General features: G+C 40.0%; 20 protein-coding genes and 1 pseudogene. 9 read left to right on the forward strand and 12 right to left on the reverse strand.

Going from position 1 to position 24,569, the window contains the following annotated elements:
- Window positions 1-104 precede the first annotated feature (104 nt).
- Window positions 105-245: pseudogene (locus tag L2764_RS18970) on the forward strand (YgjV family protein); the annotation flags it as partial.
- Here the strand turns inward: L2764_RS18970 and lnt are convergent.
- From lnt to L2764_RS18990, 4 genes are read right to left on the reverse strand one after another with little or no spacing between them, the layout of a single operon-like run.
- Window positions 220-1,941 (reverse strand): apolipoprotein N-acyltransferase, encoded by a 1,722-nt coding sequence (gene lnt, locus L2764_RS18975; RefSeq protein ID WP_248941901.1) that lies wholly within the window; start codon window positions 1,939-1,941, stop codon window positions 220-222. The pseudogene L2764_RS18970 and the gene lnt sit on opposite strands and share 26 nt — an antisense overlap.
- Entirely contained in the window at window positions 1,934-2,713 is a 780-nt protein-coding gene (locus tag L2764_RS18980) for a hypothetical protein (RefSeq protein ID WP_248941902.1), read from the reverse strand. The genes lnt and L2764_RS18980 overlap by 8 nt, the downstream gene beginning before the upstream one ends.
- A 47-nt stretch (window positions 2,714-2,760) precedes the next feature.
- Window positions 2,761-3,723 (reverse strand): hypothetical protein, encoded by a 963-nt coding sequence (locus tag L2764_RS18985; RefSeq protein WP_248941903.1) that lies wholly within the window; start codon window positions 3,721-3,723, stop codon window positions 2,761-2,763.
- A 56-nt stretch (window positions 3,724-3,779) separates the two neighbouring features.
- Complete coding sequence (locus tag L2764_RS18990) at window positions 3,780-4,709, reverse strand: alpha/beta hydrolase family protein (protein ID WP_248941904.1); 930 nt, start codon at window positions 4,707-4,709, stop codon at window positions 3,780-3,782.
- Between the two features lie 544 nt (window positions 4,710-5,253).
- Here L2764_RS18990 and L2764_RS18995 point away from each other — a divergent pair.
- The 3 genes from L2764_RS18995 to L2764_RS19005 all read left to right on the forward strand — a co-directional run bounded on the left by L2764_RS18995 (window position 5,254) and on the right by L2764_RS19005 (window position 7,922).
- Window positions 5,254-5,688 carry a DUF1842 domain-containing protein gene (locus L2764_RS18995; protein WP_248941905.1) on the forward strand — a complete coding sequence of 145 codons (435 nt, stop codon included), beginning with the start codon at window positions 5,254-5,256 and terminating at the stop codon, window positions 5,686-5,688.
- Between the two features lie 376 nt (window positions 5,689-6,064).
- Entirely contained in the window at window positions 6,065-6,418 is a 354-nt protein-coding gene (locus tag L2764_RS19000) for a potassium channel family protein (RefSeq protein WP_248941906.1), read from the forward strand.
- Window positions 6,419-7,067: 649 nt separating this feature from the next.
- A complete protein-coding gene (locus tag L2764_RS19005) occupies window positions 7,068-7,922 on the forward strand; it encodes a hypothetical protein (protein ID WP_248941907.1) in 855 nt (284 codons plus the stop codon).
- A 132-nt stretch (window positions 7,923-8,054) separates the two neighbouring features.
- On the opposite strand, the gene L2764_RS19010 is transcribed toward L2764_RS19005, so the two are convergent.
- A complete protein-coding gene (locus tag L2764_RS19010) occupies window positions 8,055-9,092 on the reverse strand; it encodes an oxidoreductase (RefSeq protein WP_248941908.1) in 1,038 nt (345 codons plus the stop codon).
- A gap of 485 nt (window positions 9,093-9,577) precedes the next feature.
- On the opposite strand from L2764_RS19010, the gene L2764_RS19015 reads away from it, so the two are divergent.
- Entirely contained in the window at window positions 9,578-9,925 is a 348-nt protein-coding gene (locus L2764_RS19015) for a hypothetical protein (RefSeq protein WP_248941909.1), read from the forward strand.
- Window positions 9,926-10,035: 110 nt separating this feature from the next.
- On the opposite strand, the gene L2764_RS19020 is transcribed toward L2764_RS19015, so the two are convergent.
- Window positions 10,036-11,397: an AAA family ATPase gene (locus L2764_RS19020; RefSeq protein ID WP_248941911.1), complete on the reverse strand. Its 1,362-nt coding sequence runs from the start codon at window positions 11,395-11,397 to the stop codon at window positions 10,036-10,038.
- 422 nt (window positions 11,398-11,819) lie between these two features.
- On the opposite strand from L2764_RS19020, the gene L2764_RS19025 reads away from it, so the two are divergent.
- On the forward strand, window positions 11,820-13,805 hold the full coding sequence (locus tag L2764_RS19025) for a cytochrome c/FTR1 family iron permease (protein ID WP_248941912.1): 1,986 nt from the start codon (window positions 11,820-11,822) through the stop codon (window positions 13,803-13,805).
- 52 nt (window positions 13,806-13,857) lie between these two features.
- On the opposite strand, the gene L2764_RS19030 is transcribed toward L2764_RS19025, so the two are convergent.
- Both L2764_RS19030 and L2764_RS19035 read right to left on the reverse strand, forming a co-directional pair.
- Window positions 13,858-14,706 (reverse strand): hypothetical protein, encoded by an 849-nt coding sequence (locus L2764_RS19030; protein ID WP_248941913.1) that lies wholly within the window; start codon window positions 14,704-14,706, stop codon window positions 13,858-13,860.
- 44 nt (window positions 14,707-14,750) lie between these two features.
- Complete coding sequence (locus L2764_RS19035) at window positions 14,751-15,146, reverse strand: hypothetical protein (RefSeq protein ID WP_248941914.1); 396 nt, start codon at window positions 15,144-15,146, stop codon at window positions 14,751-14,753.
- A 407-nt stretch (window positions 15,147-15,553) separates the two neighbouring features.
- Here L2764_RS19035 and L2764_RS19040 point away from each other — a divergent pair, with 407 nt between their 5' ends.
- Window positions 15,554-16,075, forward strand: a complete 522-nt coding sequence (locus L2764_RS19040) for a hypothetical protein (protein WP_248941915.1) — start codon at window positions 15,554-15,556, stop codon at window positions 16,073-16,075.
- A gap of 9 nt (window positions 16,076-16,084) precedes the next feature.
- Here L2764_RS19040 and L2764_RS19045 read toward each other — a convergent pair whose 3' ends face one another.
- Both L2764_RS19045 and sbcD read right to left on the reverse strand, forming a co-directional pair.
- Window positions 16,085-19,768 (reverse strand): AAA family ATPase, encoded by a 3,684-nt coding sequence (locus L2764_RS19045; RefSeq protein WP_248941916.1) that lies wholly within the window; start codon window positions 19,766-19,768, stop codon window positions 16,085-16,087.
- Window positions 19,765-21,000, reverse strand: a complete 1,236-nt coding sequence (gene sbcD / locus L2764_RS19050) for an exonuclease subunit SbcD (protein WP_248941918.1) — start codon at window positions 20,998-21,000, stop codon at window positions 19,765-19,767. Before sbcD ends, L2764_RS19045 begins: the two co-directional genes overlap by 4 nt.
- A gap of 178 nt (window positions 21,001-21,178) precedes the next feature.
- Between sbcD and L2764_RS19055 the strand changes: the two genes are divergently transcribed.
- Together L2764_RS19055 and L2764_RS19060 are read left to right on the forward strand one after the other, a co-directional pair.
- Window positions 21,179-22,213, forward strand: coding sequence for a transposase (locus L2764_RS19055; protein WP_248941919.1), 1,035 nt, complete (start codon window positions 21,179-21,181; stop codon window positions 22,211-22,213).
- 163 nt (window positions 22,214-22,376) lie between these two features.
- Complete coding sequence (locus L2764_RS19060) at window positions 22,377-22,847, forward strand: avidin/streptavidin family protein (protein ID WP_248941921.1); 471 nt, start codon at window positions 22,377-22,379, stop codon at window positions 22,845-22,847.
- Between the two features lie 78 nt (window positions 22,848-22,925).
- Here L2764_RS19060 and L2764_RS19065 read toward each other — a convergent pair whose 3' ends face one another.
- The gene (locus L2764_RS19065; RefSeq protein WP_248941922.1) at window positions 22,926-23,360 is read right to left on the reverse strand and encodes a hypothetical protein; all 435 of its coding nucleotides are present in this window, start codon (window positions 23,358-23,360) and stop codon (window positions 22,926-22,928) included.
- A gap of 152 nt (window positions 23,361-23,512) precedes the next feature.
- On the reverse strand, window positions 23,513-23,962 hold the full coding sequence (locus L2764_RS19070; RefSeq protein WP_248941924.1) for a hypothetical protein: 450 nt from the start codon (window positions 23,960-23,962) through the stop codon (window positions 23,513-23,515).
- Window positions 23,963-24,569 lie beyond the last annotated feature (607 nt).

The following is a 24,569-nucleotide window of genomic DNA, read 5'->3' on the forward strand; positions in this document are numbered from 1 at the left end:
GTTCCGTAGAGTGGCTACGCGCTATGAGAGAAAGGCTAAGTACTATTTAGGGACGCTTCAATTAGCTGCTTCTATGATTTGGTTAGCGTAATTGTCAACGCCCCCTAGGCACTAGTTTTTGGTTATTGCATAATACCCTTGCTCACTCTCCTACTGCGGTATTAATGGAAACCCTGTTTATTGGTAGCAACTTCATTGGTTATTATCGATTTTATATTGCTAAAACGACGGTGAAATATCCCTAATCACACTCAACTCTTGATGGTTTTTTGATACTGCTTGGTATTGCTGCCAATGACGCCGAATAACCACCAGCAAAATCCCCCCCCACAAGATCAGCAAGATGTTGTGAAATAAAGAAGGATTGCGGCTAAAGAAACTACCACGGCCATGATTGAGTAAAGGTACCTCGACGACATAGCCACCCGCTTGCCTAAAATCAGAGGAAAACAGTATCTGACCTGTCGCAGACACCAGAATTGATGGGCCATTATTAACAACATGCACCAAAGGCGTTCTGTTTTCAACGGCTCTAAGGGCAGAGGTGAGAATATGTTGATTGGATTGATGCCTTGAGCCAAACCAAGCGTCGTTTGACATAGCGACAAGGAGCAAAGGTTTATCATTCCCTTGAGTTTTTAAGGGACGATTAATAACAATATCAATGGCGCTAGCGCTAGCAATGACATTCGCGACAAAGGTTGAAAAGGTGGTTTCATAACAGATAAGCGGCACAATATCGGCTTTTGCATGAGAAAATACCGCCATATTTTTACCCGCAGTGAGCTCACTGGAAAAGCCACCAAAATAGGATCTTAGCCAAGCGTGAACAAGGGAGCCTTCATCTACAAAGGGAATATATTCACCAAAAGGAATGCGTTTTATCTTTTGATACCCACCCACATATTCCCCTTCGCTATTGAGCATAACAGCGGTATTAAATCGTCTTTCAACGATCCCATTAATGGGGCTAACGATATTGTGCAGATCTTGAAACAACAAACTAGTGCCAATGTTAGCCACTTCCTGCTGGTATGCCCGTTGTACTTGCCCGTCATCCAAATACCCTTTAGGGCGCGCCTCAGACCATATCACTAATTCAGCTCCGATTGATCCAAGCCGTGCAGTCATATCCATTTCAGGTGGGTAAACTTTGCCGTATCCAGCCATTGCCACCACGTGCCCCAAGTCCGGTGATTCATTAGCCTGAACGATCCCTACTTTCATCATGTCCGATCTGGCGACGATTTGCGTCCACTCTTGTCGTTGTTGAACACCAAAGCCAAACCACAGTGCAATTACTGAGACAGCAACAAGCATCGCCCTTTTATCGGTTTTGCTGATTGAAGATGGCTTAGCGGTAAACAGGTAGAGCATTTTGAAAACCACAATATTGGCCAGTGCAATAATGGCATCAAGCCCAGAAATACCGAGAATGGAGACCCCTTGTAAGGCAAGTAAAAACTGAACTTGGGTCTCTGCGAAAGTGAGCGAAAATAACTGAGGATAAGCAGCAGTCAATGAGGCGACCACTAACGGAAAGAGAATAAACTCGTGCACCCTTATATGACGTTTCAAGAGCTGAAAAAACCAAAATAATAAACCGAACAACTGAGCACAATAAAGCCAATAAAGTGAAGCCCACAAAAAACGTGTTACTGCAGTTTGTCCTTTGGCGATCACTAAGAAATCTGCCACCCAATAGGTCGCACTGGCGAATATCAACAATCCAGCGATGACCCCCAATAGGTAGGTCACCGCCAGTGACGTTTTTTCAATCGCATACAGCATCGGAATAAAGGCAAACCAGACCCAATAAAATCGTCCATGATCCAACAAAGCTAACGACAAAAGCCCTGCAAACAACATAGCCAAAAGCAATGATTGCAGCCACATCAATCGTGACAGAGGTGGCCTAATCTTTGCTCTAAAGTTAGCCATCCCCGCTTTCTCCTAACTGTGCTAACTCTTTTAACTCATCTAATGCTTCTAACTCTGCCAAGCCCAATCGATAGCCTAGCTGCAATCGCTCACGGATAGCTTGCTTATCCGCTACACTCATCGAATTGTCCAACATCAATAATCGGCGCTGGGTTAGGTAGTTCATCCTTATGTTATCTCGCGTAAAAAACAGTGCGGCGAGATCTTGCCCAAATACTGCCAGCTGAAGTTGCTTTACAACCGCCACACTGTCGGACAAATGCTGTGGTTTATAACTCGGTTCCGCTAGATTAACGTGCTTTAAATGGACATCGAGCAATCTGGTATATCGGCCGTAGGCGTGAAGCAGATTGATAAATTGTCCGCCGGCCTTACCTGGAATATTTTTTTGAATTAAGAAGTCCAATCGCTGCCGATCAATCGGCAACAAGTCAGGTGGTAATCCTTGTGTAAGACGTTTTAATTGATCTTTTGTGTGTTCATCAATGACGAGCAACTGGTTTATATCCCGTTTTACCCGGGCGATAATGGGTGCAAAACGCGCATAATTGAAGTGATAGTCTTGTTCACCAATTTGAGTGGGGAAAAAACGCAGCGCCTCCTCAGGTTGTAGCCATACATCAGCAGGCTTTGCTTGATTAGACTTTATTTGATTAGTCTTTACTCGATTAGGTAGTGCACCCTCCCGATGCAACTGCCAGTGCTCGAAAACAATGAAAAGTAGCACACCAACAAGGAGGATAAGCCGCAATGCAAAAAACTTGAGCCTCACAACAGGATTCGATAAATAAAACACTGAGGTAGGCTCAGCAAAGCAGCTTAAATATCACTTAAATTCAAGTAATCAATTCGAGTGAGTTCTTCAGGGGTAAAATGCTGGCTAAGCAGTGCCGCCACTTGCCGGCGCTTTTCTTGATCGTCAATCGAAGCAGAAGTTATCGCCTGCTTGGCGCTTAAAAAAGCAGGATAGCGAGCAGGCCAATCGAAAATATTAACTGATTGCGCGATATGTTGTGCTTGAATGTCTTTGCGTTGTTGCTCATGCTCCTGAGCCGTTAAGTTAGGATTAACATCCAGCTTCATGCTGGCGAACATGTACTGGGCGTTTGCATCACTCACTCTAAACAGCTCCGCACTGACATCACTGCCTAAATGAACGTCTCGCAATGCCTGTAGCTCTGCATAAAGCACTTGATCATTCTCAATCGATACCACGGGATCCGCATCCCGTTCAATTGATAATCCTTCATTTATTTGGCTAAACTCTTCTTTTGCTTCTAAATAATAATAATAGTTCTCAACTAATTCAGCCACTTGAATGCCAGCCTGACCCGGTAGACTCTGATGGATCAAGTCTAACAACATCCGCAAACTGTCCTCATCCAACTTATTATGGATCCTCTCTAAGGTTTCATCTAATGAAACTAGTGCATCATGATCGAGCACGACATTAGCATCAGCATCCAATTTTACAGCGTGTAATGCATCAAAAACTGATTGAGCGCTGAAGGGTAATTTGGCCACATTTTGATAAGATAGGGACAAGGGTTCTGCTTGCACATCTCCCCTTTGCCAGTGCCAGTTAGTCGCCACAGTGTCGAAACGCGTTACGTCGTCTTGATTGGCCTGTTCTTTGCTCTGCTCTTTGACCCACTCTTGAACTGAAGTGACAGCATCACGCTCAGCTTGTCCTGATTGTTCAGACATTAAAAATAACAGCAAGGCAATCAGGAGACACAATGAAACCGCTATGATCAGGATTTTATTATTGGAATATAGCATCACACTCTCATTGGCTCAGTTAAGGGGTAACTCAATTAAAGTTTAATGACGACGATTTACAAGTAGTCGCAAGTATCCCTATAGTCTGAAATATAACTGTTTGACTCATGGTTTGGCCCACACAAAAACGGGCTGTAACGATGATCTTTATCCAAGAAACGTTTCATCCAAGAAACGCCATAAGTGGATAACAAGGCGTTGTTACTATTATCACCCGTGGCGCAACTATGAGAACCACCAGTGATTTCCATGAAGGCTTTATGCGTATTGTCAGGAATAGTGTTATAAAAAGGGCTAGCGTGGGTATTAACGGGCGCAGTGCTATCATTTTCGCAAGCCATGATCATCACCGGAACAGCAATATTATCAAAATCATTGCTGCCAGTATTCCAAGGTGACAGAGGAATACTCGCACTTAAACGGTTTCTTGACGCGCTATGAAGCGCACCACCTCCGCCCATAGAATAGCCCATAGTCGCCAATCGATTTTCGTCAATTAATCCCCAAATTGGGCTACCAGAACTCGCCGCCTCCTCAATTAAATACGACAACGCGCTGTCTTGCTGACGACTTCTACTCTCGGGTTGATCATAACGGGAATTGGTGTCAATCGTTATTACGACAAATCCGTGAGAAGCCAGAAGTGGCCCCCACCATTGAATGGCTGATTGGGTATTGGTGAATCCTGGGGCAATAGAAATGGCTGCCAATTCTTGTGATACATTGCTTGGATAATAAATGGTGCCGCCACCAAAACCATCAACAGAACTCGCAACAATGGCAGAAGAGATTGAGAGCGGGCCGCTGCCAGCTTGCAGAAAGTCTAAGTTAGGCGTTGGTCCCGTTTCATAGCCACAATTTGACTGGCAAGAATCTGGTAAGGGCAATTCCTCGTCACCCCCACCTCCGCCACCACTGTGTGCGGCCAGAGAGAAAATCAGCGCAACAGCACCAAGCGCAACCTTGTTAAATGAAGCGTATTTCATAGGGGTTTCCTTCAGTCTTTTTGTTATTAAACAATTTGTTTTTATTTGCCCTAAAAACAACTTGTGAATACAACATCAACCAAATGTAAACCCTTTGAGGCATCAAAATCGTAGCCGATCTTTTTCAGAGAGTAAAGCGGGTAATATCGCTCTCTTTCACATAAGTTTAACAATAAGTAAATTAGCGGCTGCTAAACCAATGATAAATAATAAAACTCTGCCTTATATAACTGATCCACAAACTCTTAAAAAATTATCATCGAAGCTCAACCGACCTAAAGAGCCTTTTTGGCTACGGCATAATGCCTTAGCACAGTCCCCTACTACGGTATTAATGGAAACCCTGTTTATTGGCAGTAATTAAAAGTTGCAATCAATCTAGATGTAATAACCTGTAATACTTTTCTGTGTTTTCGCCACCTAAAGTGAAACCATGTCGCGGTCAATCTGCATTCAATTGAATCGATAACCACGACAAGCGCTGGGAAGCATGCTTATTTACTTAACACTTAAATTATATTTTTATATCTCAAGGAGAGTCTTCATGAGCGAAGAAAACATATTGATTGTAGCAGGTTACCAAATCACATCATCAGAAAGTGATGTAAGTTTATTTGCTAATATATCACTAGGATCATCCGATATCCGTGAAATATCAGGATTGGGAAAACTCAGCAATGAACAAGGGCAATTTATACTCAGCTCCAGCCTAATTGGAGAAGCACGTACCTACTGGGTTGAAGGCCCAAGAGGTATTTTAGTCAATATCACAGGTTATCCTTTTTACCTAGGGATCCCGCCAGTGGGTTGTTATATACCACCCAACCTTAAATTGAGAATGGTGCTAAATGATTCATGGAATTCAGGCAAAAGCAGTGCTGAATATAGCTATTTTTATGATGAAAGCTGGCACCATGTTGATAATGCAACAGCAAGATTAGAATATATAAAAGAAATCAATCTCACGAATCTAAATTAACCATACTCTTTTATACAGCTTTGGTGAGCTTAATTTTTAATAAGTTCACCAGAGAAAATCTTCACACTTTTATTAATATTTCGATTAAATTTAAAATGCTAATTTAAACTATTATTGAGAGTTTACCTCATCACACCCATCCCCAGTGACATAACAAACAGGCTTTGTTGGCAGTCCTTCACTTTGCAGCACACACAGAGGTTTGAAGTCGCCTTTTCTGTCTTCATTCGGAACGGAAATAATCAATAACAATAAATGTTCAAGCTAGAAATAGCTTTATTTAATTCATCTCTATTTTGACAAATCCACGTTTAATTCTATGGTTATTGGTATTAAGGTCTAAGCTTCCTATACCTGCCGAATAAGGACAATCTACATGCCATTTACCTTCACTTTCATTCATATTTTTTTATGGGGTTTGTTTCTAATATCACCTATTTTACTCATGCTGTTTGCCATTATTATTATACTTGGACTCATTGTGAGTCGTATAGAATCATGGAGTCGATTTGATGCGCTTTATTGGGCCTTCATCACCGCACTGACGGTTGGCTATGGCGACATACGGCCACTGAATAAATCTTCTAGAATACTATCAGTCTTAATTGCCTGTTTGGGGATCATGCTCACCGGTATTCTTGTCGCTATCACAGTAAAAGCCGTATCCAATGCATTTGAAATACACGTCGATCCTGAAATCATAAAACACATCACTCAAGATGTGAAATAAACGAAAGTCACACAGGCTTCAACTAGCGATTGATACCAATAATAAGAAAAACAGACTATAGCTTACTTCATTTAAAACCTGCATTGATTGTCTATTGTCTTTCATAAATTCCTTTCATCAGCGTTCAGTCTATGGGTCAGTCCCATTTGAAACTTGAGCCCATCCCATTAAAAAAACAAAAATCCGTCACTTTCTTTGAGGCATATCAAACTGAAGAGGCTTTTAGCCAGCATGTGAATGGGTCCGTATTTCAAACCTTCCTTAAAGATTTTGGACATGAGTTTAAACAAGACCCACAAAATCCCGGTTGGCCAATCACCCAGATGGCTATTACACCCAAACCTCAGGATTTGCTCGAGATCAAATGAATGGGGTGAGTAAAAACTAAATAAAAAGAGAACAATCACAAATAACGCTTAACGTGAACTTAAATATTTCCAATATAAGTGGCACTGCTCTCCTTTTCTATCACCTTTTAAGATCCTATCTTACTTGCCACCTTCACTTAACTGCACGTTTTGTGGAGGCTTATTATGTAAACAAAGCACAAAAACAGATCCGACTAGTTAACAAAAGAATAGACAATTTATGGAAGCATAAATAAGTACAAGCCAGTAACTTAACTGATTAAAAATTTAAAGGAATAAAAATGACAGTTAACCTAGCGACAATCAGTCAACTGCACAATCATAATCTCAGTGAGTTCACAGCAAACGATACTATCAAACTCAATGGTCAACGCTACAAAGTCACCATTGCTGATAGTATATTGGTCTCAAAAGACTACGGCAATGCTAATTGTGCTCAAAAGCTAGGTCGTAATATTACCGATTTTTTTGAACGTTTAACCACTTCGGATCAAAAAACAGACGTACCACGAGCAGCACAAATGCAAAATATACTGCAAGGAAAACTAAGCCAACAACAAGAGAAACTGCAGCTCGAACAAAATCAACAACAAAATCAAAGCCTCAATATCGCAAACATTAACACCAGTCGTGCTTTTTTAAATGCACTAACAGAATACAAAGGCAACATAAGCCTTGAAGATGCGGTTGCCTTTAAACAAGCTTACCGTAATATTCAACTGAGCCATAAAGGCGATAGTGAAATATACGGTGTTGCGCTTGTTTCAAAAGCATTTAACAGTGGACTTTTTTCAGAGCAACAATACCAACGCCTTTGTGAACTCACTCAAGTCGCCTCAACACATGGAAAGCTCTCCCATGAGCTCAACGATGCAACCCAATTAAGCCAAACCGACTTCCTCAGCCTTCAGAGTTTAGCCGCTGACTCAAGAGCTATCCAAACGGTTGCACAACAACATGACCAAGATCCACAATCATTAATTAACAAAATCAGACACTTTGAGACCCGTCATCAACAGAGTACATTTGACAAAAGTGACATAGGTAAACAAATCATAGCCGAGAGCCGACTCTTGAAAAAAACCAATGAAAAGATCTGCAATGAACTCGCTTGGGAAGCGATAGAAAAGCGCTAAATACAACACTAGAAAATATAAAAAGCCTCGTTAATCAAATTAATAAATTAAGATATGCAGCCTCACTTTAAAAATGAGGCTGTGAAATCGGTGGATTCTCTATTACTTAGCACTATAACCTAGCATTAAAAGCTAGCACTCAAAATTCACCTCTAGTCGCTTGCCAGTGGCTTGACTTTCTAAGGCTAACTCAATAAGTTTAATCGTATTAAGGCTTTGCTTGGCGCTCATTTGAGTATAATCACCTGTTACTATCGCCTGAGCCAAATCGATGAAAAAGTCTGGGTAACAGCCTTTTTCAGAGGTGATCACTTCCACTTTTTTCCCATCATAAAACTTGCCAAAATCCTCACTTTTTTCGGCCCCCCAATTCGGCTTAGTCGGTAACTCCCCCGCTCTTAAGCAATCTTCTTGTGGATCGAGACCCTGTTTTACATAGCTGCCCTTATCACCCTGAACCTGAAACCTAAGATTAGGACCCGCACAAAAAAGACTGGCATGTAAAATCACTTCAAGTTTTTGATAATGTAAAACAAGGTGAAAATAATCGGTAGTCGATGCCTGTTCACGCATGGATTGACAACGGGCACTCAGGCTTTGAGGCAATCCAAATAAGCTTAGGGCTTGATCCAATAAATGCGGTGCTAAATCATATAAAATACCACCACCATCACTGGTTTGTTCCCGCCAGCGCTGTTGTACCTGAGGACGAAAGCGATCAAAATGAGATTCATACACTCGAACATTGCCTAAACGTTTTTCATCGATCAATTTTTTAACCGTTAAAAAGTCCCCATCATAACGACGGTTTTGATAAACGCTCAGCAATAATCCTTTTTCTTTGGCAAGCTCAATGAGAACAGCCCCATCTTTTGAACGAGTCACGAAAGGTTTTTCAATCAGCACGTGTTTATTATTTTCCAATGCTAGCTTTGCCAACGCATAATGCACATCATTAGGCGCTGTAATGATAATAAGCTCAGCGCCACTGTTACGGATCATCTCATCGGCGGTGTGAAAATGCTGAACCTGAGGCGAATCTTGACTCACTGCGTCGGATTGTGAGCTACTAAGCGCATGTAAAACAAACACATCAGAGGTGGTAATGAACGGAATATGAAAGGTTTTCGCTGAAAAGCCATAACCAACAATCGCTGTTTTTATCTTCATTCTTTCAAACTCATAAAGTTAGCTCGTGCCTCAGACATTAGCGACATTAATAGTAAGGATCAATGGGGCAAAAGTAAAAAGCCTAATACTCTATCAACATAACAATCGCCGAGATTAATCAACCTAACTTCTATGGCAATTTTAACTTACCATCAATCATTTCCGCCCCATAAAACCCCCGTTAATATTAACAATTTATTTAAAAAAATACTGATACTTTTAGTAAAAATAAACGGTGAAATTAACTATTTCAAATAAATCATTATAAAACAGGTGAATATTAATATAGATATAAAATAAATTACTCAGTTCAAAAAACAAGCATAGAATTCAATTATTTCTTGATTATTAACATTAGTGCACTTTTAAGTTCTCCTCCCATAAAAGCACTATAATTTAACCCTGAATTACCTTTCTTTACTTATCTTTATTTAACTTTTGACTTAGTTTTATTGATAAATTAAGAATGATTGGAGGGTAGTAAAATGAAAAACGTAGCCAAATATTGCATCTTACCTGTCATATTGGCATTTACGGCGATTTCCGCACAAGCCAGTACAACTTCAATGCTAAGATGTGCACCAGCTTGTCAAACGCATCAATCGAGTTATTCATTAACCGCGAATAATTCACCCGCAATACCACAATTAACTACTCAAGGAAGTATAGGAGGATTTGGAAACAATAGCCCTGCAGTACCTAGCCTCACTGGAGGTCAACCTAGCCCTGCGGTACCAAGCTTAGTGGCGGTGAATAGCAGCGCACCTGCAGTACCGAGTCTCACAGGAAGTCAACCTAGCCCTGCGATACCAAGTTTATATCACATTGCTTAACCCTAGCTCCTCTGTTACCAAATTATATTAGAGGCGAAATTAAAAAGGAAAAGTATTCTCTTTTCCTTTTTCTTTTTCCTTAGGGACTCATTAATGTTTACTATAAATAATTAAAAACGACCTTGCTGTAATAAGACCATTCTGTGTGAACGATTTTTTTTCTGTTGTTGTATTTGCATAGATTGAATAAATTGACCTGCGCAACGCTGCTTATAAATTCTATCTTGAATATGATAAGCATCACATGACTCACCAACAATTAAGATACGATGGGCTTCTGTCATTGACGGCCATTGCCACTGGGCGATTTGCCGAGTGATCACCTCATTGGGGATCGCATGTGAACGTTGCTGGTTTCCCGCTCTTAATGTCGATTCTTTAAGGTGAAAAACGACTAATGTAATTAACGCACCATAATCTCGACCAAAATCACAAATCACGTTACGATGATCGGATCGAATATTAGTCGCATCCCACACCACATCTCGCTTATCCGCCAACGCATTTTTTAAACGTGATTTTGCCAACTGTAATACTTGACCTAAATTTTTCTGGCAAGATCGCTTTCCGTTAATTTCATGGCGAATATCATCGAGTGAGATCACCTCAACACCTTGCAGGTTTTGTGCAATCCAAGTCGACTTGCCACTGCCACTGATCCCACACATAACATACAAATGACTGTAAGCTTGTGCCCGTTCATAGGTTGTCGCAACCGCCTCTTCAGCCTGAATAATCTTGCCACTAATCAATTCACTCACAACATAGTTATCTAAATACAATTGTTCACTGGTGTTTGATTTTACCTGCACTTTTGCTAATAACGCCGCTGTTGGATCATCCACTCTCCACAATTGATACTCCTCGGCAAACATTTTAAATTGAGCCAAGGTATCCAGCTGTTTATCGAGATCATCACAGAGTTGCCCCTGACAATTAGCTCGATCCAACCAATATAACAGCTCCAGATCGGCATTTAATGCCAATGCTAAGTAATCAGAAAAATCACTATTTTTCACCACTAATAACTTAGGCTTTTGGTGATAGCCCACCAGCCCCATGATCTGTACCATCACTTTATGTGGCAAAGGTAATTCAAGTAACTTAATCGCTAAATAGTTGAGTCCTAACTCTTCATACTGAGGCGCAATGACACGCTCAGCACCCTGAATGTGTTTACGCTTAGTGGTGACAGGTTTGCCGATATCATGCAGTAGCGCCGATAATATCAGCACTTGCTGTTGTTCTGCACTCAAATAATAAGCTTCATTGGCTAACAATTGATACAGCGCTGTTAATACGCTATCGGTATGGATCGCCACATTTACTTCGCCATGCCATTGCTTATCTTGCTCTGTAGCTTCAAATAGCCTAAGCAGCGGAAAATAGTCTCCTAAATAAAGCAAACATTCATAAAAATCAGGAGTCGCACCTTGCTTTAAAGACAGTAACCAAGCTTTAAGTTTTTTCATCATTTTTCCTAGATATGCTATTCATATCCAAATGAGACCCAATGTTAATGACTAACAAGATCCGTCAGTCAATACATCAGGTAAAATGCCATTTTTGACTTATCGAATAAGAGCTGCAAGGGGAGCAAGATTATTTTTTTCATTACTATTTTCTCCTCTTCGGTTAATAGATGGTTCCACGAATGTGGAATATATTGGCAGCTATGCCACCAAAAGAGTATAGATAAAGCAATAGGTTAAAAAATTTAAATCATTTTCACTCACAAAAATTGCCTCTTAATGCCTATTGTCATCATTCGAACAACACTATAGCGTTTAAGCATATAAATAATAAATCATATATCCTTTGACTCTAAGGCCCCCAACACGTTTATAATTAGCAATAATTATCATTACCAGTCGATTGACTAGGACTCTTCAGAATGCAACCTCTTTGGACCCCCGTGGCTCGTTATGCAACCATGCCCACGTTCCCAAGATTTATGATATTGCTTTTTTCACTCCTGATCCTTACTCCCCAAATGAGTATGGCATCAACACCCGGTGAGCAAAACGCTGACAATAATGGCACTGATGAACAAACTCAACTAAGGCAATTAGCCCAACTGGCAGAATATGTGGGTGTCGATTACAGCGCCGCTGTCGAAAATGGGGAAGTGGTCAATGCTGACGAATATCAAGAAATGCTTGAATTTACATCATTAATCATTGAAAAATTATCTGAAAACCCCCATATCACAGAGCAAAGCCCAGCACTTTATCGACAAGCACTCGCCTTGCAAACCAGTATCAAAAATAAGCAAGATCTCAGTATCGTCAGACAAATATCCTCAGCGCTTCGGGGGACCTTATTGACGTTAATGCCTGAATCATCATTGCCTAAGCACTTATTATCCGATCAAGATACCCAAAACTTATTTCAAACCAACTGTGCTACTTGTCACGGTGTTGAAGGGCGAGGAAACGGCATACTCGCGGCCAACCTCTCACCTGAACCCACAGATTTCACCGATAAAGAGCGGGCTGGAAATCGCTCCATCCTAGGTTTATTCGATGCCATTTCCAATGGACTCGATGATACTGCTATGCCCCCCTTTACTCAGCTCAAAGAGCAAGAGCGTTGGTCACTGGCTTTTTATGTTGCCAGTCTAGCCTTTCAAGGTGAAAGCGCCAAAAATACAGCAAAAGTTGTCGACACAGTATCGTTACAACAATGGGTCAATCACAGTCCCTTTCAGCTCGCTCAAGATCTTAGCGATCAAGGGATCACGCAGACAGATATTGAAGCATTGAGGGCGAATCCGGAAACACTATTTAACCACCAGCCTAGCCCCATTTTAATCACTAAAAATCTGCTACTATCAGCCAAACAAGCCTATGATAACGGTGATTTTAATCAAGCTAAAACCTTATCTGTCAGTGCCTATCTTGATGGTTTTGAGTTGATAGAAAATAGTTTGGATGCGCACGATAAAAACTTACGTAAAAACATTGAAGTCAATTTGATGCAATTACGTCATTTATTGAGTAATACTCAAAATGCCAGTCAGTTAGAAGTCGCTATCAACACCACCATGTTACAGCTCGATCAAGCCCAAAAACTCTTAACCGAATCAAACTTATCGAATGCCACATTATTCAGTGCCAGTCTGATTATTTTATTACGTGAAGGCTTAGAAGCATTATTGGTTGTTATCGCGCTGATGACCGTCCTCATACGGACCAACAGACGTGATGCGCTAAAATATTTGCACTTTGGCTGGGTCGCTGCGCTTATCGCTGGCGGTGCCACTTGGGCTGCCGCACAAACACTCATCGACATCAGTGGCGCAAGTCGAGAAATGATGGAAGGGTTTGGCTCTTTATTTGCCGCCCTGATGCTGTTTTATGTGGGCGTATGGATGCACAGTAAAACCCATGCTGCGCATTGGCAAGCTTATATTAATAAGAAAATTAATAGTCAGCTCAAGGCCGGAACCCTATGGGGGATAGCGCTGTTATCTTTTATTGCCGTTTATCGTGAAATATTTGAAACCATATTATTTTATCAATCATTGCTAACCCAAACAGAAAACTCACAGTTTAGCTATTTTATCGGCGGTCTAGGCACTGGTATCGCCATTTTAGCCATCACGACTTGGGGATTACTTAAGTACTCGATTAAATTGCCACTGGCTAAGTTCTTCTCTATCACCACTTATCTTTTACTCATTTTATCCTTTATATTAATGGGCAAAGCGATCTCCGCACTGCAAGAAGCCGCCGTGGTACCGATTAATGCGTTACCTGTTCATATTGAAATGGATTGGATTGGCGTCGGATCGACATGGGAAGGAATAAGCGCACAATTAGCGGTATTAATCCTGTTTATTTTTTACATGGTTCGCACCAAGAAGAAAACGGCTTAATCTTCATCGCCAACAAAAAAGCGCTCAAATGAGCGCTTTTTTCATCAATGCATTATATCAAATGCATTAAAGCCTCCATCTCATCTCTGCGATATTCATTCGCAACTTGAACATCTTTTGCTGTTGATTTGATATGATCAAACCTATCTAACGAAGAAACAACATCCCCCAACATATTTCCAGTATATTTTTGAGCCAGCTGATCCCCATAAGCATAATACTCACCCAGAGTTGGTTTAGGTACTAGATTTTTCATCCCACCTTCAAGATCTCTATGGATAAACGATGTCGGGTTGTCCCAAACTTCCTTTAATTCTTTCATATCCGTTCTAATACCGTATTCTTGTTGATTATTTAATATTTGATTCGCTGCTTTTTGGAAAGCAGCCTCTCTACGGGGATCTTCAACCGCTCCTTTCTGACCTTGAACGATTGCAACAATCCCTTTTGGGGCTGCAATAATACCTTGCGAATTTAAATCTTCATTCAACCTTGCAAAGACATGAGTTAAACATAAATGATCTCTTTGCGATTTAGGCATATTATCCATATTTGCTTTAGCTCTATTCACTACAGCTTCCCGAGGCTCACTTTCCATATTCGCCTTTTCATTAATCAATGTCGTTAATGATTCAGCACGGGTCGTAGTCGTAAACCCTCGTGAAAAAAAGTCAGTAAAACTATTCCACTTTATCTCATTATTACCTTCACTACTTCTGTCCCTTTCAACTTTAAATTCACCTGTATCTAACTTTGTAATGTTATATGTCTTACCTTTAAACTCTATCTTTGATTGATCTATCGACACTTCGCCATTTAATGTCTGCATTGTAAAATCAGCGCGAAGTGTATCTGTTTGATAACCTGAGATATCACTAATATTGTTAAGTTGAATAGTCATAACTACCTTTCTTGTAAATGTTTATGGTTCTAAATGCTCAGGAATTAAAAAGCCGATAGCTTCTCATCCCACGCTTCGGCAGATTCAATTAACTGCTCGATAACTTGCATTGCGTAATCTTGTGGTTTCCCCGCCAGGCTGATCACTTGGTAGACACAAATATTTTTGGTACCTTCAAGCACCCCCACTCCAATCCCTCCCCGCAAAGGACCTATTGCCGTTTGTGAAAATTCCGCCCAAAAACCGGCATTAAGACCGTCGTGAAGCTCATTTCGCGTCAATACAGACAACCTCAAACTCATCGCTTCTATGTCTCGGTAAGCAGACAGGTATAAACCTGATGTTTCATTCTCTGGTGTTAATTCACAACTAAATAAATGCTCACGATCAAAACGAATTTCGACACCTAATCCCGATAACGCTTCTTCAAAAATATCCACGACTGATTATTCCAATGGCCTGATTTAGTAGTTGATTATCAATAGGGACAAGACTTTGGTCTATAACAAAAAACACCGAATGATACAAACTGGACAGACCAGAACAACCGAGTAACATTTATGACTTCATTTAAACCATTGTTTTTAATTACAAAAAAATAGATTTGGTATTATGTTAAATATGGTAGGGATTTACATATGTTTAAAAAATAATTTTAAACTTGCTCAGTTAAATAATGAGATGAACATTCAATGAAAAATTGTCACATTTAGCTATAAAACAGATCCCCCATAGACACATCATCTAAGTAGAATACTTATCCCCAAGCCTATGACTTTTATCCTATTGAAATAAAATATTATTATGCTACTTTAGCGGCCTGTATGATGTTAAACAAGGATGTTAAATGCAGTTAATTCAAACCCCGTCTCGGGGGTTATTTTGCGACATTATCTTCGCCATTTATACCAGTATTGTGGCCTTAGTCTGCAACATATTATTCAATAAAGTGTTCATCGATAATCCGTTTGAAAATGGAATAAATGAATTTGATTTTCTGCCTTTATTAGCCGCTCCATTGTATACGTTATTATTTACTCTATTGTTTTCAGTCACATCGATTATTTACAACGTTATACGCAACAAGCCAATGGGTCTCAGGTTTATCATTGGTCATCATGGGATCCACTATGGGGAATACGATGAAATGATAACGGTACCTTGGCAAACATTTGTCGGTATGCAGATCCAAGGCACGGGTCCTTTTCAGCGCGTCATTATTTTTGCATTAAATCAAGAAAAGCCTTTAGTCGTTAAACTCAAGGCTTTTAATTCTGCACAACGAGAAGAATTTAAACTGATACTGAAGCAAAAAATACGCTTTTATCATCCGCTATTAAACAATCGTTATATTCCCGAGTTGAGTTAAAGAGTTGAGCTAATTTGTATTAGCCACTCGATATTCATCGCTCAACGCACTGATCCCTAACCCGCTACGATGACTAATTTTGAGCTGCGCGGGGATCCGCTCTTTCATGGCTTCGATGTGACTTATAACACCAATCATTTTACCGCTGGCATTGAGGTTATCTAATGCATCTAAGGCGATATCGAGTGTCTCACTGTCTAAAGTGCCAAAGCCTTCATCCAAGAATAAAGAATCAATACTGGTCTTATGGCTCACTAAATCAGACAGTGCTAACGCTAAAGCCAAACTGACTAAAAAGCTCTCCCCACCTGATAAGGTTTTAGTATCACGTTCAAGATCGCCTTGCCATGTATCAATCACGACGAGTAATAGGGCTTCTTCTTGCTTGCGTTTTAATTGATAACGCTCATGTACACTGTCTAATTGTTTATTGGCTAAATAAACCAAATTATCTAATGTTAAACCTTGTGCAAATTTTCTAAATTTATCGCCTTTTTGAGAACCGATTAATGAATGTAAGTAGTGAATATCATTATAGTGATCGGTATAGAGAGCGATTTCATCAAACAAGGTTTGCTGCGCTTGTTGTTGTGTGAGATCCGCCCTTTTTTGTTGCTCAATTTCACCACTGCGTTTGCTTAAGGCCTCTAGGCGCAAACTTAAACTCTCATGCTCACAGGTTATCTCGCTCGCTTCTACGCTTAAGTAAGCACTGGCTAACGGATTTGCCAGCAAATGATTGAGATGCGTTATTCCACTTTGTACAAGTGCATTGGCTTGATCGATTTGTCGATTCAATGTCTGCTGTAATACTGTCAGTTCCCGATGTTCATCTTCTGAGAGCAACGCTTTTTCAACCTCAGAGTGTGATTCAAATGGGCTGGGGGTCAACTGCGCTTGCCATTGTTGTTCCATCTGATGTTCTTGAGCGACTAGCTCTTGAATATTATTCACTAAGGTCGACACTTCAGCGGTAATCGCCAAACACTCACCTTGATACTTTTGCGCCAGCAGCTGAGCCGCTCTATATTCATTTTCAACAGACGTTAATACCAACAGACTCTGCTCTCTTTCTTTCATCGCACTCTTATCACCAAAAAGTCCTTGTCGAACAGCCCGTTTATCGTTAAGTATTTCTGTTAACTGGCAGTGCTCAACGTTGAGCTGACTCAGTTGATGACTTTTTTCATCGAGCTCACTTTTCAGACGTATTATTTGAGGCGCTAGTGCCGACAAACCATGTGTAATGGCCTCTTTTTGTTGAATGTATCGCTCCCACTCTTCTGCATGTGTCGCTTTAGTCTTTAGCCAAGCCTCTATTTCGTTAGCATCGACGACTTCAAATCCAGCATGCTGGATCTGTTGGAATAATGTATTTTGTATGTCAGCAGCACTCGCTAACCTCGACTGTTTATCGACAAGAATTTTATCCAAATAGATGACTTCATTCTGAATATTTTGAATAAGTAATGTTTGTTGCTGATCGAGCATGTCTCTTTCTCGACCAGCCCATTCCCACGATTCTTTTGAATCTAGCCATAACTTCTGATACTGCTTAATTAAATCAATGCTACGAGTGAGTTCATTACGGCGGTTATCTTGCGCTTGCGTATACTCTGTCACCGCTGCGATATCATCGATACTCAAAGACAGGGTTAACTGTTCAGTTAATATCACCCAATGATTTTCCAATGCTTGTTGCTCGATCGCAATACTATCCAGTCTTACTTGTAGCTCGTTTAGATAACGTCGCGTTAAATGGATATTAGATTTAGTCTCCGACAATTTAGCTTCATCGTGCTCAAGGGCAATGAATGCCTGCTGTTGCTCGTCCTGTGTATCTGAAAGGTTAATAATGACATCTGTGATGTTAGGATGTTCTTTCGAGCCACACAAAGGACAGTCTTCACCCGCTTGTAAATCCGTTCTATATTGCGCCAAATGCTCCTCTTGAGTCACAAGGCGTTGCAACGCGCTTATTAATTGCTTCTGCTTCTCAATACTCGCTATCGTACTTTGATCTATTTGCTCAAGATCCAAAAGCGTACTGACTTGTGTTTGATGCTCTAATTGCTTACTTTCTCGCTCTGTCTGATACTTTAACCACTTTTGGTTGCCATTAACCAACTGTATTCTGGCGGTATATTCCTGATTAAGTTCTTCTCTTTGACTCTCAAGAGTATCGAGAGCACCGCCTTGTTGCACCCGAACATAAGCTTCCTGTGCATCATCTGCACATTGTTTTTTTCCATCACACCGTTTTTGGGCATTCACTAATGCAGTTTGACTCGATATTCTCGTGTCCTGCTTATCACTTATTACCGCTTGCTGTGTTTTTTCGCTTGTCTTAAGTTTAACAACCCAAGCTTGTTCAGTGTTAAGCTGTTCAATCAGCAAATGCCATTGACCCATATATTGCGCCAAACTAGCATCCGCTTGATTTAACCTTACATAAGTTTCAGTTGTTCGCAATGCGGCTTGTTGCTGCTCTCTTTTTGCTAAAAGCCGCTGATGCTCTTCAACTTCAACTTGATACTTCGTATTGACTGCTTGGATTTGTTTATACTTATCATCCAATTTATCTTGCTGGCTTACAATATGATTATCAAGAGGAACAACCTGCTCATTGATACATTGTTCAAGTGAGATATGATTGCTTTTACATTGCTCAAAAGCCGACTCTGCGAGAGTCTGCTCTTTTAACGCATCATCAAGTTTCAAGTTGATATTTTTTGCGTTGAGGTCTTTTTCTTTGCGTAAAAGAGTTGTTTTACTCACTTGCTTAACTGAAGATTGCCAAAGCTCGAAGGGGCGTCTCAATTTTTCTGCGGGCCCACTGTGCAAAAGGCGTAATAACTGCAGCTCTGCCATTTCTTTTTGTTTTATCGCATGGTTAAGTTGCTCATCTGATGCTATCTTGCTGACCTGTGCTTTATCATGATCATTTAACCAATCAAGATGTGCTGTTAATAATACTTGTTGTGCTTTTGATTGCTTCTGTGCTTGTCCCACTACCTCTAGCTCTTGCTCAAACGCTTGATTTTGCTCTTTTGTCAGTCGTTTCACGCCTTTTACTTGGGCCTCTAGCCCACTTAATACCTGCTTTGCATGGGTAAATTTTTCATGCACCTTTTCTGAGATCAGGCCATATATTTCCGTTCCTGTTAGCTCTTCTAATAATTCGGCCCGCTCACTTTCTTTCGCATTTAAAAAAGCCGAAAATTCTCCCTGAGATAACATCATAGATTTGGTGAACCGAGCAAAATCAAGACCGGTTATTCTCTCTATATCATCACTTTTTTGTTTTATCTGACTCGCGATAATGAGCCCACTTTCAACCTCAGCAAGTTGCACATCTGCCGATTGAAGCTTGCCATCCACTTTTCCTCTTGAACGGCGCATACTCCAATGCGAGCGATAAACCTTACCTTTCACTTCAAATTCCACTTCTGCCGCACATTCCGCCGTGCCTCGCGTCATGATTTCATTGCTTGAGGTGGTAATAGCCCCTAATCTAGGCGTGCAGTGGTATAAGGCTAAGCAAATAGCATCAAGAATGGTGGTCTTACCTGCCCCAGTCGGACCCGTAATCGCGAACAGCCCATTATCAATAAAAGGAGACTGAGTAAAATCAATTTTCCAATCTCCTTTTAGGGCATTCAAGTTTTTGAATTGCAGGCGCAATATCTTCATTCACTCAACTCCTGAAGTTCTATTTCGGATACAATTTGTTGAAACTGAGTTTTAATTCGGTCAAGTTGTCCGGCTTCTATCTCTTCTTTCATGCTTTCAAGCGTTAAACGCTTATCAAACACATCAAAGGGTGTCAGTTCAGCCAGCGTTTCCTTCGCCACTTGTTCAAGAGCTGCTTGACTCTGTCCGCGGGCCCGCTTCAACCTGAGTACTTCAACATGCAAATCTTGCGTCATGTTTTGAATACGTTGCTGCAGATCAGAAAAATAATCTTGCATATGCACTTCAATAAACAGCCAAGTGGGCAAGCCTATTGGCTCAACATCAAAGGAGGCTAGTTGCGCAGCAATGTCATCAAGACTGCCTTTTAACACTGCCATAGGTTGAAAAATCGGGATTTCAATCGGGGTGATACTCAGACGTTTTGCTTTCTCAAATTCGACAACCACAACTTGCTTAGTGTATTTAAGTTCATCAAAACTTAAGGGAATTGGTGAGCCGCTATAGCGAATATGCTCAGACTTAGCAACGATTTGAGGACGATGAATATGGCCTAAGGCAATATAATCAGCAGGCGGAAAACCATCGGCTGCAAATCCTTCTAATGAACCAATATAGATATCTCGCACGGACTCGGACTGACTGACACCTAACGCCGTTAAATGCCCTGTAGCGATAATAGGGACATCCCACCCATTGTCTTTTCGTAACGTTAATGCAGCCTCATAAATTTGTGTATAGTGCCGTTTAATGGCCTCACCCAAAACCTGACGCTTCTCAACACCTGTTTCCCCTGCAACACTCACCACCACATCTCTTGCCCTAATAAAAGGCACCGCACATAAAACCGCTCCTACCTCACCTTGCCTGTTCTTGAGGGCGAAAACTTGCTCATCTATCTCATCCGAAGTATTGGCGATCACATGGGTATTTAAACAGGCCAATAACGTTTTCGATTCATTCAACATCGATACCGAATCATGATTCCCCCCTAATACGACAAGCGTACAACCAAGCTGGTTAATCGCAACCACAAAGCGATTATACATTTCTCTGGCATAACTCGGTGGCGTGCCAGTATCAAAAATATCCCCAGCCACAATAATGGCATCGATCATGTGTAATTGAACCTGAGCTAATAACCAATCAAGAAAAGCGTGATGCTCATCTTTGCGACTCTTAGTGAGAAAGCTTTGCCCTAAATGCCAATCGGAAGTATGAAGGATTTTCATGATGAGATTTATGTTTAATATAATATGGCTAAGATATTATCACATGACCCCATTCAGGACAGGCTTAACATTAATGTTATGCTTAAAATCCATTGAAGATATATATAAGCCTGATCTTAATTGTATTATTCACTAACGCTAACTAAGCTTTTAAAAATCAACTCAAACTAAACAGATCATGACTGAATGCCGAAAAAAACTGATCCATATTGATAGCACCCCGTTCTATCACATCAGTAATTACTGTGTCAGAGGCGCCTATCTAGTCAATGATAATCCCAAAACAAAACAAGTCGATCTCCATCGAGCCCATTGGTTTGTCGATAAACTCATTCAATTATCGACTATCTTCTGCATTGATATTGCTGCTTACACTATCCTACCTCGCCACTACCATTTAGTCTTAAAAGTGAATACTGATAACGCTAAAAATTTAACCTCTTTGCAGGTGATCGAACGATGGAGGCAAGTCTTCAATCCTCACGTTCTCGCCATCAAGTATATCAATAAGGAATTATTTTCAAATACGGAACAAGAACAATTTGATGAATTCATTAGTCAATGGCGTGAGCGTTTAACCAACATCAGTTGGTTTATGCGCTGTTTAAATGAAACCATCTCACGTAAGGTCAATAAAGAAGATCACTGTAAAGGGGCCTTTTGGCAAGGACGCTTTAAAAGCCAAGCGCTGCTCGATGAACCCGCCATACTCGCATGCATCATGTACGTCGACTTAGCGCCTATTAGAGAGCAATTGGCCCAATCACTCGAAAATATTTATTTGTCGTCAATTCAGCTTAGAGTCGCAGCATTCAAACAAGCGCAAAAAGAAGCGCAGATCTATGACGTTGAAGGTGATTTCCTAGCCATAGCACAACAACCCTCGACATTATTACCTTTCGACCATATGACGCGTTCTGGAAAACAGATCCACCTACCATTCCATTTATTTGACTATATTGAACTCATAAAATGGACTCATAAAGGTATCATTGAAAACAACGTCCCTTCAAATCAACATAACACGCCTAAATTACTCACTCGATTAACCATCAATAAGAAAGACTGGATAAACACTTGCCGTCACTTTAGTCAGCATTACAGTCATGCTATTGGAAGCTGGCAAAAAATGTGTGAGTTTAGCCGTCAATTTAATGGTAAATGGTGCAAGGGCAAGAAAAATAGTCAACAACTTCATCCGGCTCATCAATAATCACCACTCAACATTACAATTGGTACCCAATCCCCATACGCCAGAAAAACACCATAATGTCCTCTTAATTTCCTGCCACGGGTGCCTTGTTTTCATGCAAAAAATAGCCGCGTAAGCTATCTTTTATTTATACTTAACGGTATTCCGATAAAGGTAAACCATTATGAGTTATAAGACGGGGTTAACATTTATCTTATTGATTATCAGTTTAATTAGTTATCAGACTGTTAGCTACGCTGAAGATCAAAAAGGATTAACAGAAGAAGATAATTCATTGGTTGGATTTTGGTACAATTTTGACCCGCACGGCTGCTCAACAATGTACATCACATCGGTATCGAAAACAGGACAATTAATCGGTGATTTTGCCAATGGGCAAGCAGGCTGGTGCGCGAAACCAGAAGAGTGGTTTTCTTTAACAGGCGCTATGATCGGTGAAAATGCCTTATCGCTAAAAGTGAATTGGGACAATGGCACTCAAGATTGTCAATCAACCACTATTTGGGATGGCTCGATAAAAGATGACATTATTTCAACCAATTGGGTGATAACATCCACCAATGGAGGAAAAACATATCGAGGAGAAGATACGTTTTCTCGAAAATGTAAATGCCATACTTGCCCAACACCATAGTCGAAAGTTAAAAATTAAAAATTAAAAAAAGATGATAAGTTTGACTTATCATCTTTTTAAACGCGATTACCTTACCACTTATAACAGTGAACTAGGCTGTGAGAAATCATGCTGCGTTTGCTTAAAAGAAGCAGTCGAAGCGATTTGATTATTCGCTAATGTTTGCTGACTGTCCGTGTTATTTGAGAATTGATATCCAGATCTTGCTGCATCCGTCCGATATAATTCACGCTGACTCTGACTAAAAACTTGCGTCTCATTATTACTGACTAGTAAAGCAGAAACATTACCTTTATCAGTATTCGATGTTAATTGCCCTTGAGCTTGATTATTTTTCATTGAAGCTGAAGTCAAAGCCACATTAGCTTGCTCATTTTGTTGAGAAGGTTGCTCTTGTTTCTGCCCAGTTTGACCATCCACACTCGCCCAAAATAAACCATTATTCGAACTCGCAAATGCAGCAACAGAAAAGAAAAGTACGCTAAAAAGAGATAAGTTAGTTAAGATTTTCATATAAAACTCCCAATCTTATTACTCTTAATCATATTTTTAACGCTAGATGTAAAGAGCGTTAAAAAATTAAGGGCAATAAAAAATCAATTAATTAAATTTAAATAAATTTAAATAAATTTAAATAAATTTCAAAAAGGATTTTGCTTAGAAAACTAAGCGATAGGTGGGCGAATATCTTGGATACTCTGAATAGTTTTAGATGACCATGCAGTTGTCATAAATTTACTGGAAAATGGCAGATACAAAATAACCATTGTCATCGGTAATAAAGCGCCTGAATGACAATAACTGTGGGCACTACAATGCCCCGAATCAATTTGCACGCATTTATCGATCGTTTTTTCACATTTTGAAAAATCATTGTTTTTGACAAAATATTCAGTCACAGCTTTATCTGTATTAGCCGTATCATGAGATCCAATCACTGCATTTTTGTTTGCCGTCGCTTGCTCATAAATAACTGAAATGTGAGTCGATAGCTTCTGCGTCATTGTACTTATCTCAGTACTGGGACCTAACATCGGTTCAGCACTCGCTGATAGAAGCAAAGACTGCCCTAATAGAGAGATAATAACAAAAAAACAAGCTACATACTTTGTCATAAAATACGAAGACTCACGAAAAAAGATTAAATACAGAATAATATAAAAAATTGACTTTTAAAACGATAAAATCATTCTTTATACCTTACTTTTAGATATACATTATAATCAATTAATGAAAGCGAGGTTTTGAAAACAAATCCACCTCCATTGAACAATAACAAATACTATTATGAAAACATTAAGAAACAAAAGCATCAAAAAACCCACAATTAATGTCAAAATCATTTAATCTATTGGTGAAAACTCCTACCCCTAACTTCAACACCAAACCCATTATGATAAGACTTTACAAACAAAAAAGATAATATAAATGAAATTGCTAAAAAAGACATACGGAGGTCATTTCGTTTTAAAAAGTTATTATTGGAAGGTTTTTTCTCATGAATATAAACCTATTATATAAAATTATAGATAGAGGCAAAAAATAAGTTTAGTCTCACTAACAGGTAAAACAGAGGTTAACAATGAGTGTTTTTAATAGTCTTGATAGTGATGCTTAGATTGCCATAATAACCGACACACTTTGGTATAGAAAAGAGGGTTAGCTGCCTATAAGCTTCAATCTCTCACAAAATCGGCCAAGGTTCTCAAATGAAAAACCAAT

This window comes from Shewanella surugensis, from assembly GCF_023284005.1.
Taxonomy (GTDB): domain Bacteria; phylum Pseudomonadota; class Gammaproteobacteria; order Enterobacterales; family Shewanellaceae; genus Shewanella; species Shewanella surugensis.